This window comes from Enterovirga rhinocerotis (genome assembly GCF_004363955.1).
In the GTDB taxonomy this organism is placed as follows: Bacteria; Pseudomonadota; Alphaproteobacteria; order Rhizobiales; family Beijerinckiaceae; genus Enterovirga; species Enterovirga rhinocerotis.
Window position 1 is genome coordinate 917,816 of the sequence record NZ_SNZR01000013.1, and the last position, 14,600, is coordinate 932,415.

Consider the following 14,600-nt stretch of genomic DNA (forward strand, 5'->3'; position numbering starts at 1 on the left):
CGGGGGTATGATCTCGCAGGCGGGCCGCGACGTGCAGCAGGGGGATGTGCACCAGGACGACGAGCGCCCGGTCCTCGTGACCGGCGCGGCCGGCTTCATCGGCTACCATGTCTGCCGCCGGCTGCTGGAGGCCGGGCGGACGGTCGTCGGGGTCGACAATTTCGATCCGTATTACGACGTCGCGCTGAAGGAGGCGCGGGCGACGGAACTCGCTCTCAGAGGGGATGCCCGCAGCAGCTTCCGCCTCGAACGGCTCGACCTCGCCGATCCCGCCGCCGCTGCCGCCCTCTTCGAGGCCGTCAGACCGGGCCTCGTGATCCATCTCGCCGCCCAGCCCGGCGTGCGTCACTCCCTCGTCGATCCCGGCGCCTATGCGCGCGCCAACCTCACCGCTTTCCTGAACGTGCTCGAAGGCTGCCGGCATCACCACGCGCGGCATCTCGTCTATGCCTCGTCGAGCTCGGTCTACGGCGCGAACGGCAAGATGCCCTTCGGGACGGCGGACCATGTCGACCATCCGCTCAGCCTCTATGGCGCGACCAAGAAATCGAACGAGCTGATGGCGCATGCCTATTCCAGCCTGTTCGGCCTGCCGACGACGGGTCTGCGCTTCTTCACCGTCTACGGGCCCTGGGGGCGGCCCGACATGGCCGTCTATTCCTTCACGCGCGCCATCGCCGAGGGGCGGCCGATCGATCTGTACAATCACGGCCGCATGCGGCGCGACTTCACCTATGTCGACGACATCGTCGAGGGTCTGCTGCGTATCGCCGAGCGCGTGCCGGGCCCGGATCCCGCATGGGATCCCGAGGCGCCCGATCCGGCGAGCAGCGACGCGCCCTACCGCGTCTACAATATCGGCAGCGATGCGCCGGTGACGCTCGAGCATCTCGTCGCGACGATCGAGCGCGAAGTCGGGCGCAAGGCGATCGTCGACCGGTTGCCGATCCAGCCGGGCGATGCCGAGGCGACCTGGGCGGATATCGGCCCCCTGGAGCGCGACACGGGCTTCCGGCCCAGCACCTCGATCGACGAGGGGATCCGGGCTTTCGTCGCCTGGTATCGATCCTATCACGGCGCCTGACCGGCCCATCGGAGACTGAATGATGAGCACCGACACCGTTCCGCCGCGCGCCGGCGAGCCCTGGCCGTCCGCCTCGCCCGAGGAGGCGGGTTTCGATGCGGGCCGTCTGGCCGAGGCGATGCGGCTCATGCAATCGCTCGAGACGCCCTGGCCGCTCGATCTCCAGGCGAAGCTCGAGGCCGGCTTCTTCGAGCCTCCGCCGCAGAACGAACTGATCGGCCCGGTCTCCCCGCGGGGAGGCGCGAACGCGATCCTGCTCCGCGGCGGCCGGCGCGTCGCCTCCTTCGGCGATACGCGGCGCGTCGACATGACCTTTAGCGTCGCCAAGAGCTATCTCGCGCTCCTCGCCGGCATCGCGAAGGCGGACGGGCTGTTCGGCTCCGTCGACGATCCGATCCGAGAGACGGTCGATGACGGCGGCTTCGAGGGGCGCAATGCCGGCATCACCTGGCGCCACCTGCTTCAGCAGACCTCCGAATGGGAGGGGACGCTCTTCGGCAAGCCCGACACGATCGACCGCAACCGTGTCCTCGGCATCGACAATACGGGCCGCCCGCCGCGCGACACGACGCGTGAACTCGGGGCGCCGGGCTCGTTCTGGGAATACAACGACGTCCGCGTGAACCGGCTCGGCCTGTCGCTGCTGCGCCTGTTCAAGCGGCCGCTCCCGGAGGTCTTCGCCGAGCGCATCATGGCGCCGATCGGCGCCTCGCAGGATTGGCGCTGGGAGGGCTACCGCAATTCCGAGGTCGAGGTGGACGGGCGCATGATGCGTTCGGTGCCGGGCGGCGGTCATTGGGGCGGCGGCGTGTTCATCCATGCCGAGGACCAGGCGCGGATCGCCCTCCTCGCCGCGCGCGACGGGATCTGGGGCGATCTGCGCCTCCTGCCCGAGGGCTGGATGGCAGCCTCGCTCGAGCCCTGCGCGCTGAACCCGAATTACGGCTTCCTCTGGTGGCTGAACACGGGCCGGATCCGGACGCCCGCCGCCTCGGAGCAGGCCTTCTTCGCGCTCGGAACGGGCGGCAACGTCTCGCTGGTCGAGCCGGCGGACGACATCGTCCTCGTCCTGCGCTGGGTCGATCCCGCGCGGCTGGACGATGTCGTCTCCGCCGTGCGGGGCGCCCTGGCCCGCTGAGCCTGGCGAGGCTCGCCTGCATGGGGCCTGCACGAAAGATGAGGTGACGCTGAGCGGAGACCGCCGAACGTGCTGCACGGCGGCGGTCGACAACCGTCGGCATGAGCACGTTCCGCATCCTCCTCGTCAACGTTCCCCATCCCTCGATCGGGAGCCGCATCCCCGACGATCATCTGCCGCCGCTCGGTCTTCTCGCGGTCGGCGGCCCCCTCGTCGATGACGGCCACGCAGTGCGTCTCCTGGACGCCGAGTTCGGACCGATGCCGCTCGCCGACATCGTGCGGGAGGCGCTGGCCTGGTCTCCCGACGCCGTGCTGTTCGGCCATTCCGGCTCGACCTCCGGGCATCCCGTCATCAGCGAGGTCGCCGCGGCGATCGCGGCGGCACGGCCGGACATCACGATCGTGTATGGCGGCGTCTATCCGACCTACCATTGGCGGGAGATCCTCGCGGAGGAGCCCTCCGTCACGGCGATCGTCCGGGGCGAGGGCGAGGAGACGACGCGGCGGTTGATGGCCGCGCTCGCGGCGGGCCTGCCGATCCATGACATCGCCGGCATCGCCTGCCGGAGCCGGGGCGAGCCCGTGGCGACCCGGCCCGCTTCCGTCATCCGCGATCTCGACGCCTACCGGGTCGGGTGGGATCTGATCGACCACGCCCGCTACAGCTATTGGGGCGGTCTGCGGGCGGTGGTGGTGCAGTTCTCCCGCGGCTGCCCGCATCTGTGCAACTATTGCGGCCAGCGCGGCTTCTGGACCCGCTGGCGACATCGCGATCCCGTCCTCTTCGCCAGGGAGCTGGCGCGGCTGCATCGCGAGCACGGCGTCCGGGTCGTGAACTTCGCCGACGAGAACCCGACCGTTTCCAAGAAGGCCTGGCACACCTTCCTCGAGGCTTTGATCGCCGAGGACGTGGATCTGATCCTCGTCGGCTCGACCCGCGCCGACGACATCGTGCGCGATGCCGACATCCTGCCGCTCTACAAGAAGGCCGGCTGGCAGCGCTTCCTGCTGGGCATGGAGAATACCGACGAGGCCACCCTCAAGCTGATCCGCAAGGGCGGCGCGACCTCCACCGATCGCGAGGCGATCCGGCTGCTGAGAGAGAACGGCATCCTGTCCATGGCGACCTGGGTCGTCGGCTTCGAGGAGGAGACCGACGCCGATCATTGGCGTGGGCTCCGGCAGCTCCTGTCCTACGACCCCGACCAGATCCAGATGCTCTACGTCACCCCGCATCGCTGGACCCCCTATTTCAGGCTGGCGAGCGAGCGGAGTGTCATCCAGACGGATCGGCGGCGGTGGGATTACAAGCATCAGGTGCTGGCGACGCGGCACATGCCGGCCTGGCGGGTGCTGCTCTGGTTCAAGTTCACGGAATTCGTCGTTCAATCCCGCCCCAAGGCCCTCGCTCGCGTGCTGTTCCATCCGGATCGCGGTCTGCGCCATGCCATGCGCTGGTATACGCAGATGGGCCGGCGCGTCTGGCCATTCGAGATCTGGAACTTCTTCGTCCGGGACCGCCGGATCGCGAACGGGCCGTCGGTCGCCCAGTTCTGGGGAGCGCCCCAGGACGAGGAAGAGCAGTCGATGACGGCCTCCCGAGCCGGCCGCGATCGGGCTGCCTGACGCAGGCTCCCGTCTCCGCAGCCGGCGGGTCGCGGCTCAGTGAGCGAGGCCGTGGGCCGGTTGGGCGCTGCTGGTCGGGTGTTGCGTCGGATCGCTTCCGACGACCCTGTTCCGTCCCTCGCGTTTCGCGGTGTAGAGGCACGAATCCGCGCGGGCCAGGAGTTCGAGAAAGCTGGCCCCGTCCAGCGGGCCGGTGGCGACGCCGATGCTGACGGTCGGCGCGAGAGCGAGGCTGTCCCCGAACGCGGCCGGGATGGCGCTGCGCAGCCGCTCCGCCTGAAGAAGGGCGGCTTCGCGCGGCATCGCCTCACCCAGAACCACGAACTCCTCGCCGCCGTAGCGGAAGACGTGGTCCTCGGCCCGGATCCCGGATTTGATCGCCGCGGCGATCTTCACCAGGACCTCGTCGCCGACGAGATGACCGTAGCGGTCGTTGATGTCCTTGAAATGGTCGACATCGATGATGGCCACGCTCAGCGGCTGCTTGCGCACGATCGCCCGCGCGGCGCTGGCCGCGCCGATCTCCTCGAGCCGGCGGCGGTCCATGACGCCGGTCAGCGGGTCGATGCCCGTGGTCTTGAGCAGCGCCTCGTAGCGGTGGCGATAGGTGAGCTTGTCGAAGAGATCGCCGGAGCTCTGTGCGTTCTTCACCGGCGCGATGGCCGGCTCGATCCAGCGCAGGTAGGCGGCGATGAACAGGCTGTAGATCAGGGCGGCGCCGATCTTGGCGATCCAGCCGCCTTCGAGCGCGCTCGTCGGCGCTCCGGCAATGATCTTGAGGCCATGATAGAACAGGATCTGATCGACGCTGAGGATGATGGCGAGCGCGAGGAAGAAATAGAGGAAGACCGGAAGCCGGATCAGGCTTCTCAGCCGCTCGAACAGAAGGATCAGCAGGATGCTGTCGGCAAAGAGCAGCAGCGTGCCCCAGATCATCAGAAGGCCGAGCTGATCGATGAAGGCGAGGTCGGCGTTGTAGTCCGGCAGCACGACCGGCGAATGGAAGCGCAGGATCGCCGCGAGAAGGACGAGCAGGCAGTTCCCGAGGAGCAGTCCGTAGATCGGCTGACGGACCGTCTCGGCGTCCTCCTTCGCGTAGAGAAGCAGGATCATCGCGAGCTTGCCTGAGAACAGGACGGTCGATCCCGGCGAGATCAGCCCGAACGGCAACTGGATGAAGAAGACCGCCGCGAGATACGTTTCGAGGAAATGCATCACGCCCAGGCAGCAGACGAAGACGCCCACGCCCAACCGCCTGCGCGCCCTGAACACGAGCGCCATCGCCCAGAAATAGAGCGACGCCTGCACAAACAGAACGAGCAATCCGATCATCGCCTTCCCGTCGCCCGCTGCGGCCATCGCGAGCAAGTCCGCTGACGCACAGCGGCTCTGCCAGAAGGCAGCACCTCCCGCGACAGGTCGGCTGATGCGTCTCCCACCGAAGGCAGAGACCTCGCCTTGCCAGGCGACTGACATAATCCCCGATCATCCGCCTGCGAGATCGCTGTACGATATGGAACGGTCGCGGCGGTGTTGCGGCTCGCGGCCGGCCGGACGATGGGCGCGCGTCGCTCGTCGCGTCGTCGCGTCGTCGTCACCGATCGGCCGCTGCCTCTTGATCTGACCGTCGCGCAGAGGCATGGGCCTGTCGGCCGAGACGGCCCCGGGCCGCCCGGACGTGATCGCTCTTCACCCTGCGTTCAGTTCGCCGTCCGTACCGATGCGTCAATCATGCACCGGTTCCCACGCGAGGGAACCTTGTGTCGTGCCGCGATTTATGTTGCAGTGCACAAATGATGACAGGGCGACCAACGATGCGAAAGCGCGCCAAGGATCTTCCGCCGCCGCGCGTGCGGAAGGAACCTCCCACGATCGAGGAGGCGATCAGCGCGGCTCAGGACCTCAGCGATGATCGCGAGGCGCAGATCGAGATCGCGGCCGGGTTCATGGGTGTCTCGATCGACGAGGTCCGTCCTCTGATGCCGCTGCGGGTGAAGCCCGCGACCTCGATCATCGCCGGCAACCGCTCGGTCGTTGTCGAGCGCCGCGTCGCACGGCCGTCCCTTCGCCGGATCGCCGCCCGCTAAGGCCGGCGCGAATCGCTGTTTCGATCCGATCGTCGACCGCGTCGCGGGGGCTGAAGCTCGGGCCTCAGCCTTTGGGCTTCGCCTTCTCGACGATGTCGCGGGCGGCTTCGCGGGCGAGATCGTTCATTTCGCCGATCTGCCGGACGAGCCGCTCCGTCGCCTGCCGCAGGTAATCCTGCTGGATGGCCGCGAATTCCGTCGTCGTCTTCGCCTGGACGAGCCGTCCGGCATAGTCGAAGCCGGCCTGGGCATTGGCTTCGGCGAACGAGAGGACGCGCATGTTCACGTCCTTCGCCCCTGACCAGACCTGCCGGCTCGCATCGTCGAGCGTATCGAGCATCTTCTGCGTCGCGGTGATGTATCGCCCATAGGCCTCGCGGGCCTGCTCGACATTCTTCTCCGCCACGTCCCGAACCTCGGGGGAAATGGGTGCCTCGACCCGCATCGATCCTGGCGCGGGCCTGTCGGCGGCCGGATGCGAGGTGGCCGCCCGGGGGCTGGCCGGCGTAGCTGCGGGCGCGGGCTTGGCGGCAGGCGCCGGCTTGGCTGATGTCGCCGGCCGCGACACCCGCGTCCGCGCGGCTTTGCTCGCCGCCTTGCTCGCACGGGCCGATGGCCTGATCGGGGCCGGCGGAGCATCGGCTGCGACCGCCTTTCCGGTCGTCGCGCCTGGCGGACGGGTCGTCTTCTGCGGCGGCGATACGGGAGCCGGCGGGGACGGCTTCCGGGGCGAGGCCGAGGAACTGCGTGACGGCGGCGGGGTGACAACCTTCGCGGTCGCCTGGGCGGGTTTCGGTTTGGGCTCGGCGGCGCGCTTCGCCGGGGCGGCCCGGGCGGGCTTCGGCGCTGTCTTGGGTTCGGCGACCGGGCTTGCCGCGGAGGAAAGACCCGGCAGATCGTGCTGAGGCGCCGCCGGCTTGGTGGGCCGTCGCTTCGGCGAATCGGGGGGCGTTGCGACGGATGGCTGAGGAGCCGCCTCGGCGGCGCCCGATGCGGGATCCGTGGGCTCCGAGGTCGATCGTGTCGGCCGTCTCGCCATCGCTCTGCGTCCCTTTCGTTGAAGGATACTAGCCCGCGTCTCTCGTTCCGAGGAGTCAATCCTTTGCCTTGATCGGTCAAAAGTCGAGCCAGAGTTGCGCGAAAAGCCGCTTTTTTGCCGAGGTCCGGATGTGATGACCGCTGCCGGAGGGACTTGTAAGCGCGTCCGGATTGTGGCTGGCAGGAGCGGCCCAGGCCATCATCGCGCCCCTTTTGGGGCCGAGTCGGCAACGATCGGAACAACACGGGGATGTCGATGCGCGCTCTTCTTTGCCTCACCCTTCTGGCGTCGGTCGCTGCCTTCGGGCCCGCCGAGGCCCAGCAGAAGAAGCCGGCTGCCAAGCCCGCCGCGGCCGAGCCTGCCCCGCCCGCGCTCTTCCCGTGCCGCACGCAGGACGAGATCTGCTATCTCGGCGTCATCGTCGGCTCGCAGGTCGCGATCCTCTACACCAATGCGCAGAACGCGCAGGACGTCTCGCCGGCGCCCGTCGATCTCAGCGATGCCGGCGGCGCCAAGGTCGACCTCAGCAAGGATGACGGCCGCGTCGTCATGCTGACCGGAACGCTCGATCCCAAGGCCGGCCTCAAGGGCGAGGTCGTGGAGGTCGCGAGCCCGCTCGCGTCCCTCGCGATCAAGGCCCAGCTCGCCGCCGGGGCGGAAGAGCCCGCTCCCCCGCCGAAGGGCGGCAAGCGCCGCTGAGCCGCGGCCGCTTTCGAGACGCCGCGAGGTCCGGTATCCGCCGGGCCTCGCAGGCTCGCACGGCACGCCTGGTGCGTTTCACCGGCGCCCGGAATGGCCTAGAGGGACGGTATGGCTGATTTCAACATCCAGGTCGTGCCGGTCACGCCGTTCCAGCAGAATTGCTCGCTCGCCTGGTCGGCTGCGACGAAGCGCGGGGTCGTCGTCGATCCGGGCGGCGACGTCGCGGTGATCCGTCAGGCGATCGAGAAGGCCGGCATCACCGTCGATTTCATCCTCCTCACCCACGGCCATATCGACCATGCCGGGGGCGCGGCCGAACTCGCCGAGGCGCTCGGGGTCGGGGTCGTCGGCCCGCACGAGCTGGAGCAGCCCCTCCTCGACAAGCTGGAGGAGCAGGGCCGGAAATGGGGCATGGACGGCGTCCGAGCCGTCAAGCCCGGCCGCTACCTCGCCGAGGGCGACACGATCGAGATCGCGGGCGTGACCTTCCACGCCCTGCACTGCCCCGGCCATTCTCCCGGCAGCGTCGTCCTGTTCTCGCCGGCGCTTCGCTTCGCCTTCATGGGCGACGTCCTGTTCCAGGGCTCCGTCGGCCGCACCGATCTGCCGGGCGGCAGCCACGAGCAGCTCATCTCCGCCATCAAGACCAAGGTCCTGCCGCTCGGCGACGACGTCTCCTTCCTGCCCGGGCACGGGCCGGGTTCGACGATCGGCCAGGAGAGGGCGACGAACCTGTTCCTGCGGTGAGCGGAGACAGGTTCGGTCGCCTCGCCTTCGTGGTCACGGAGGACTGGTTCTTCGCCTCCCATTTCCTGCCGATGGCGCGGGCCGCGCGCGAGCTCGGCCTCGAGGTCGACGTGATCACGCGGGTGCGCGACCACGCCTCCGTCATCGAGGCGACCGGCGCGCGGGTCGTGCCGCTCGAAGCGGAGCGGCGCAGCCTCAACCCCATCGCCGCGGGCAACGCCGCCGGCCGTCTCTCGGCGATCCTCAAGGCGCGCCGTCCGGACATCGTCCACTGCATCGCCCTCCGCTCGATCCTCGTCGGCGGCGCGGCGGCGGCCATGGCCCGGATCGATCGGCGCGTCTATGCGCTGACCGGGCTCGGCTATCTCGGCGCGCGGCCCGATCTCGTCGGGCGCGGCGCGAGGGCCGCCATCCGCACGCTTCTGCGCGGGCCGCTCCAGAGCCGCGGCACCCGCTTCCTGTTCGAGAACGAGGACGATCCGCGCCTCCTCGGTCTCGACCCGGCGGACGGCAGCCGCGTCGCCATCGTCGGGGGGGCCGGGATCGATCCGGATATCTTCGCGCCGGCTCCCCGGCCGCCCTCGCCGCCGCTCAAGGTCGCGATCGTCGCCCGCATGCTGTGGTCCAAGGGCATCGACACGGCCGTCGAGGCGGTGCGCATCGCCAGGCGGGAGGGGGCCGACGTCACGCTCTCGCTCTACGGCGCCCCGGACCCCTCGAACCCACGCGCCCTCGGCGAGGCGCAGTTGCGGGACTGGTCGCGTGAGGAGGGCATCGCCTGGCACGGCCCGACCCGCGACGCTCCCTCCGTCTGGCGGGAGCATCACGTCTGCTGCCTGCCCTCGCGAGGCGGGGAGGGGCTGCCGCGCACGCTCCTCGAAGGCGCGGCCTGCGGGCGGGCCGTGGTGACGACCGACGTCCCCGGCTGCCGCCGCCTCGTCCGCGACGGGCGGGAAGGGCTCGTCGTGCCGCCGGACGATCCGCCCGCGCTGGCGCGCGCCTTCGCCGAACTCGCGGGCGATCCCGACCGCATGGCCGCGATGGGCGAGGCGGCCCGGGCCCGCGTGCTCGAGGGCTTCACGGAACGCGCGGTGATGGAGCAGGTGAAGACGCTCTATCGCGGCATGCTCGGCGAGGCGGTATCGGCGCCGTGACGATCGCCGACCGCCGGGCCTTCATCCTCGCCCAGACGCGGCTCCTGCCGGTGCCGCACGTGCCGGAGGTCCGGCTCCATCTCGCCGACGAGGCGACGGCGCTCTGGGAGAGGACCGAGGAGGAGCTCGGCGAGATCGGCCTGCCGCCCCCGTTCTGGGCTTTCGCCTGGGCGGGCGGACAGGGGCTCGCCCGCTACGTGCTCGACCATCGGGACGCGATCGCCGGGCGCCGGGTGCTCGATGTCGCCTCCGGCTCGGGCCTCGTCGCGATCGCGGCGATGCTGGCCGGTGCGCGGGCGGTCGAGGCGGCCGATATCGACGCCTTCGCAACCGAGGCGATCCTCCTCAATGCCGAGGCGAACGGCGTCGCCGTCCGGCCGCGCCTCGAGGACCTGATCGGGCGCGACGAGGGCTGGGACACGGTCCTTGCGGGCGACATCTTCTACGATCGCGACATCGCCGCCGCGATGGAGGATTGGCTGAGGGGCCTGCAGGAGCGCGGCGCCACGGTTCTCATCGGCGATCCCGGCCGCTCCTATCTGCCGACCGAGAGGCTGGAGGAGGTCGCTGCCTATTCGGTGCCCGTCACACGCGCGCTGGAGGATGCCGAGATCAAGCGCGCGAAGGTCTGGCGGCTGCGATAGGTCCGGGCTCCGCTGAGCTTGGCTTGCGACGTGGCGAGCACGGCGAGGCGGCGACCCTCAGCCCTCGAGCGCCGCGAGTCCTGCCGAGTCGACATTCGCGCCGCAGACCAGCACTCCGACCCGCTCGCCCGGTTCCGGGCGATAGGCACCGCGGAGGAGGGCGGCGAGGGCGGTCGCGCCGCCCGGCTCGACCGCGATCCGGCACTCCCGCCAGAGCGCGACCTGGGCCGCCGCGATGGCCGCGTCCGGGACGAGAACCACGTCCTCGACCGTGTCGCGGCAGATCGAGAAGACGAGATCGCCGACATTGCGCGCGCCGAGCGAATCGGCGGCGATCGACTCGACCGGAACGTCGACCGGGCCGCCCGCCGCGAAGGCGGCATGCAGCGCCCGCGATCCCTCGGGCTCGACCGCGACGACGCGCGGTCCGGTCCCGGCCCACCAGGATGCCATGCCGGAGACGAGACCGCCGCCGCCCGTCGCGACGAGCACGGTATCGAGATCGGGCGCGTCCGATTCCCATTCGCGCGCGAGGGTGCCCTGGCCGGCGATGGTCTCGGCCGCGGAGAAGGGATGGATGCGGAGCGCGCCTGTTTCGACGACGAAGGCGTCGCATGCCGCCTGGGCATCGGCGTAGCGCTCTCCGCCGATGACGATGTCGGCCCCGTAGGCGCGGATCGCGGCGATCTTCGCCGGGCTCGCGATGGCCGGCACGAAGATGCGCGCCCGATATCCGAGCTGGCGGGCCGCGTAGGCGACCGCCGCGCCGTGGTTGCCGCCCGAGGCCGCGGCGATTCCGGCCGCCGGCACGGTCCCCGACAGGATCGCGTTGAAGGCGCCGCGGGTCTTGAACGAACCCGCATGCTGCAGGAATTCGAGCTTGAGGCAGAGAGGCACGTCGATGCCGAAGGTGCCCGGTCCCGGCGACAGCACGGGCGTGCGCCGGATGTGAGGGGCGATGCGGGCGGCGGCCGCCTCGATCGCGGCCCGGGGGAGGGCGCTCACTTCGCTGCCGCCTTCGCGCCGCCCGCCGGCGAGACGCTCATCGTGGCGCGGTGATGGGCCTGTTCGCCCGGCTTGAGGAAGGTCATCGAATCGCGCTCGGCGAGCTTGCCGGACGCGTCCTCCCAATCGGCATGCGCGCTCCAGGCCTCGAGCGACAGGAAGGGAGCGTCGGGCCGCGACCAGACCGCCAGATGCGGGAACTCGTCGACGGCAAGCTTGATCGCCTCGCCGGACGGCGCCTGGAAGCTCAGCGCGTGGCTCTGCGCGTCGAGGAAGACGAGCGCCTCGGTGAACAGCTCGGGGGCGAGCGGCAGGATATTGTCCTGGAGAGGGACGTTGCGCGTCTGGCGCGCGAGGAGGCCACCCTCGGCGATCTCGGGCACGCTGCGCATCTCCGGCTTTTCGAAGACGACGCGATGGCCGTCCTTCGTCTCGCCGCCGAGAGGCCAGGGGAAGGCGGGATGGACGCCGAGACCGTAGGGCATGATGTCCTGCCCGCGGTTGGTGACGGTGAAGTCCTGCCGCAGGCTCGTCGCCGACAGCGTCACCGTCACTTCGAGCGAGAAGCGGAACGGATAGGCGGCCAGCGTCTCCTTGGTCTCCGTGAGCACGAAGGTCGCGGAACTCTCGTCGCGGCTCGCGAGCGAGAAGGTGCTCGTGCGGGCAAAGCCGTGCTGCGGCATCGGATGATCCTTGCCGCCGATCCGGATGACGCCGCCCTTCGAGGCTCCGACGAGGGGGAAGAGGATCGGTGCGTGATACGACCAATGGGCCGGATCGCCGCTCCAGAGCAGATCCCTGCCGCCGATTCGCCAGGAGACGGGTTCGGCACCACGCAGGGCGATCCTCGCCTCCGCCTCTCCGGCGCCGAGCTGGACGACATCGGGATCGGTCATGGGCAGCTCCGTTTCAACCGTGCACGTCTTCCCGCTTTCGGGCCTCGATGCAATGGTGCAGCGCAATCGGGCGGCGGTGGGCGGATGATTACGCGGTTGGCTGTTGCGGGATATCGATCCCTCCGGGACCTGCGGATCGAGCTCGGCCCGCTGACCCTGGTGACGGGGGCGAACGGGAGCGGAAAATCGAGTCTCTACCGGTCCCTGCGGCTCCTCGCCGACATCGCGCAGGGGCGGATCATCCGCTCGTTGGCGGAGGAGGGCGGGCTGCCCTCGACGCTCTGGGCCGGCCCCGAATCCTATTCCCGCGGCATGAAGGCCGGGACGACTCCCGTGCAAGGCACGGTGAGAACGAATCCCATCCGGTTGAAGCTGGGTTTTTCCGGGCCCGATTACGGCTACGCGGCCGAGCTGGGCCTGCCGCCGCCGATTCCTCCTTCCGCCTTCTTCCTCGATCCGGAGATCAAGCAGGAGGCGATCTGGACCGGGGAGACCATCCGCCGGTCGAACGTCTTCGCCAAGCGCGAGGGGCGCTCCGTCCGTATCCGCGATGCGGAGGGCGTGTGGCAGCAGATCGCGACCGGGCTGCCGGCGGTGGACAGCATGATGACGCATTGCGCGGAGCCGCAGGCGGCGTCGGAACTGCTCGACCTTCGTGAGCGGATGCGGGCCTGGCGCTTCTACGATCACCTGCGCACCGACCGGGACGCGCCGGCGCGGCGGCCGCAGGTCGGAACCTACACGCCGGCTCTGTCGGATGACGGGTCCGACGTCGCGGCGGCCCTTCAGACGATCCGGGAGATCGGCGACGAGCGCGAACTCGACCATCGCATCGACGATGCCTTTCCGGGCGCGAGGATCGAGATCTCGCATGAGAGGGCGCATTTCGACCTCGTCATGCATCAGCGCGGGCTGCTGCGTCCGCTCGGGGCCGCCGAGCTATCGGACGGCACGCTGCGCTACATCCTGCTGGTCGCGGCGCTCCTGTCGCCGCGTCCGGCGCCGCTGACGGTGCTCAACGAGCCCGAGACGAGCCTGCATCCGGACCTTCTCGAACCGCTCGCGCGGTTGATCGGCGCGGCGTCGCTCAACGGGCAGGTGGTGGTCGTGACTCATGCGCGGCGGCTGGTCGAGGCCCTGGCCGCGCATGCGCCATGCCGGCGCCTCGATCTGTCGAAGCGGCTCGGGGAGACCATCGCCGGGGAGGACGAGCGGGCCTCCTGGACCTGGCCGTGAGGCTGCGCGCGGATCCGCGCGTCAGCCCCGGCGCAGCGCGTTCAGGACCTTCCCGCCGGCGCGTCCGGTCGGCTTCATGCCCAGGCGCCGCTCGACATCCTTGATCGCGTCGCGGGTCTTCGGACCGATGCGCCCGTCAGGCTCGCCGACATCGTAGCCGCGGCGCGCGAGCAGGACCATCAGTTCCCGCCGCTCGACCCGCGTCAGGCCCGGATCGTCCGTCGGCCATTGGCCCTGGATTCCCGGGGCACCGCGCAGCCGATCGGACAGGACCGAGATGGCGAGGCCGTAGGATTCGGCGCCGTTATACGAATAGAGCGCGTCGAAGTTGCGGGTGACGAGGAAGCCGGGGCCGTTCCGTCCGGCCGGCATGATGAGGCCAGCCGTATAGTTGCCGGAGAGCGGCCGCCCGTCTGCGCGGGTGACGCCGGCGGAGGCCCAGGCGGAAAGCGGGCGCTTGCCCTTGCGGCCGGTCGGCGCGACCCCGGAGGGGACGCGGACCTCGAAGCCCCAGGGCAATCCGTTGACCCAGCCGGCGCGGCGCAGGAAGTTCGCCGTCGAGCCGACGGCGTCGGGCACCGAATCGACGATGTCGCGTCGCCCGTCGCCATCGAGATCGACGGCGAGCCGCTGATAGGTCGACGGCATGAACTGGGTCTGCCCGAAGGCCCCGGCCCAGGAGCCCGTGAGGCGCGAGGGATGGATGTCGCCGCTCTGGATGATCCTGAGCGTCGCCATCAGCTCGCCCTTGAAATAATCGCGCCGGCGGGTCGCGTAGCAGGAGAGGGTCGTCAGCGACTGGACGAGCGGGCGGGTGCCGAGATCCTTCCCGAAATTCGATTCGACGCCCCACACCCCGGCAATGACGTGACGGTCGACGCCGTAGCGCGATTCGGCGGTCGCGAGGGCTTGGCCCCAGCGCCGCATCGCGGCCCGGCCGTCCTGCACGCGCTCGTCGTCGACGAGCATGGTCAGGTAGTCCCAGATCGGCGTCTTGAACTCCGGCTGGTTGCCCATCAGGTCGAGCACGGTCATGTCCGGCTGCACCTGGCCCGCCGTGGCATCGAAGGTGCGCGCCGAAATGCCCTTGCTGGCGGCCTCGCTGCGCAGGCCGGCGAGGCAGCTCTGGTAATTGGCCAAGGCCGGGCTCGTTCCGGCGAGGCCGACCACGGCAGCGAGAACGAAACCCTTGAACCGCATCGCAAGATCACTCCTGTGTCGGCCCGATTGTCCGGATCGC

Annotated in this window: 15 protein-coding genes; 10 read left to right on the top strand and 5 right to left on the bottom strand. The window is 69.9% G+C overall.

Annotation, left to right across the window (positions count from 1 at the left end):
- Positions 1–7 precede the first annotated feature (7 nt).
- From EV668_RS16095 to bchE, 3 genes are all read left to right on the top strand, one after another.
- The gene (locus EV668_RS16095; RefSeq protein ID WP_133771765.1) at positions 8–1,084 is read left to right on the top strand and encodes an NAD-dependent epimerase/dehydratase family protein; all 1,077 of its coding nucleotides are present in this window, start codon (positions 8–10) and stop codon (positions 1,082–1,084) included.
- A gap of 22 nt (positions 1,085–1,106) precedes the next feature.
- The gene (locus EV668_RS16100) at positions 1,107–2,222 is read left to right on the top strand and encodes a serine hydrolase domain-containing protein (RefSeq protein WP_133771767.1); all 1,116 of its coding nucleotides are present in this window, start codon (positions 1,107–1,109) and stop codon (positions 2,220–2,222) included.
- Positions 2,223–2,323: 101 nt separating this feature from the next.
- Complete coding sequence (bchE, locus tag EV668_RS16105) at positions 2,324–3,850, top strand: magnesium-protoporphyrin IX monomethyl ester anaerobic oxidative cyclase (RefSeq protein ID WP_133771769.1); 1,527 nt, start codon at positions 2,324–2,326, stop codon at positions 3,848–3,850.
- Between the two features lie 36 nt (positions 3,851–3,886).
- On the opposite strand, the gene EV668_RS16110 is transcribed toward bchE, so the two are convergent.
- Positions 3,887–5,209: a GGDEF domain-containing protein gene (locus EV668_RS16110; RefSeq protein WP_245513221.1), complete on the bottom strand. Its 1,323-nt coding sequence runs from the start codon at positions 5,207–5,209 to the stop codon at positions 3,887–3,889.
- A gap of 455 nt (positions 5,210–5,664) precedes the next feature.
- On the opposite strand from EV668_RS16110, the gene EV668_RS16115 reads away from it, so the two are divergent.
- The gene (locus EV668_RS16115) at positions 5,665–5,937 is read left to right on the top strand and encodes a hypothetical protein (protein ID WP_133771771.1); all 273 of its coding nucleotides are present in this window, start codon (positions 5,665–5,667) and stop codon (positions 5,935–5,937) included.
- A gap of 64 nt (positions 5,938–6,001) precedes the next feature.
- On the opposite strand, the gene EV668_RS16120 is transcribed toward EV668_RS16115, so the two are convergent.
- Positions 6,002–6,343, bottom strand: a complete 342-nt coding sequence (locus tag EV668_RS16120) for a phasin family protein (RefSeq protein ID WP_166652502.1) — start codon at positions 6,341–6,343, stop codon at positions 6,002–6,004.
- A gap of 136 nt (positions 6,344–6,479) precedes the next feature.
- Between EV668_RS16120 and EV668_RS16125 the strand changes: the two genes are divergently transcribed.
- The 5 genes from EV668_RS16125 (at position 6,480) to EV668_RS16145 (ending at position 10,223) form a co-directional block, all read left to right on the top strand.
- Positions 6,480–6,842, top strand: coding sequence for a hypothetical protein (locus EV668_RS16125; protein WP_133771775.1), 363 nt, complete (start codon positions 6,480–6,482; stop codon positions 6,840–6,842).
- A 389-nt stretch (positions 6,843–7,231) separates the two neighbouring features.
- The gene (locus EV668_RS16130; protein WP_133771777.1) at positions 7,232–7,675 is read left to right on the top strand and encodes a hypothetical protein; all 444 of its coding nucleotides are present in this window, start codon (positions 7,232–7,234) and stop codon (positions 7,673–7,675) included.
- 111 nt (positions 7,676–7,786) lie between these two features.
- Entirely contained in the window at positions 7,787–8,425 is a 639-nt protein-coding gene (locus tag EV668_RS25385) for an MBL fold metallo-hydrolase (protein WP_133771778.1), read from the top strand.
- Positions 8,422–9,579, top strand: coding sequence for a glycosyltransferase family 4 protein (locus EV668_RS16140; protein WP_245513223.1), 1,158 nt, complete (start codon positions 8,422–8,424; stop codon positions 9,577–9,579). Before EV668_RS25385 ends, EV668_RS16140 begins: the two co-directional genes overlap by 4 nt.
- Positions 9,576–10,223: a class I SAM-dependent methyltransferase gene (locus tag EV668_RS16145; protein ID WP_425359626.1), complete on the top strand. Its 648-nt coding sequence runs from the start codon at positions 9,576–9,578 to the stop codon at positions 10,221–10,223. The genes EV668_RS16140 and EV668_RS16145 overlap by 4 nt, the downstream gene beginning before the upstream one ends.
- Before the next feature lie 57 nt (positions 10,224–10,280).
- Here the strand turns inward: EV668_RS16145 and EV668_RS16150 are convergent, their stop codons facing one another.
- Both EV668_RS16150 and EV668_RS16155 read right to left on the bottom strand, forming a co-directional pair.
- The gene (locus tag EV668_RS16150) at positions 10,281–11,228 is read right to left on the bottom strand and encodes a threonine/serine dehydratase (protein WP_133771782.1); all 948 of its coding nucleotides are present in this window, start codon (positions 11,226–11,228) and stop codon (positions 10,281–10,283) included.
- Positions 11,225–12,124, bottom strand: a complete 900-nt coding sequence (locus EV668_RS16155) for an aldose 1-epimerase family protein (protein WP_133771784.1) — start codon at positions 12,122–12,124, stop codon at positions 11,225–11,227. The genes EV668_RS16150 and EV668_RS16155 overlap by 4 nt, the downstream gene beginning before the upstream one ends.
- Positions 12,125–12,208: 84 nt before the next feature.
- On the opposite strand from EV668_RS16155, the gene EV668_RS16160 reads away from it, so the two are divergent.
- Positions 12,209–13,360, top strand: coding sequence for an AAA family ATPase (locus EV668_RS16160; protein ID WP_133771786.1), 1,152 nt, complete (start codon positions 12,209–12,211; stop codon positions 13,358–13,360).
- A gap of 21 nt (positions 13,361–13,381) precedes the next feature.
- On the opposite strand, the gene EV668_RS16165 is transcribed toward EV668_RS16160, so the two are convergent.
- Positions 13,382–14,560: a lytic murein transglycosylase gene (locus EV668_RS16165; protein WP_133771788.1), complete on the bottom strand. Its 1,179-nt coding sequence runs from the start codon at positions 14,558–14,560 to the stop codon at positions 13,382–13,384.
- Positions 14,561–14,600 lie beyond the last annotated feature (40 nt).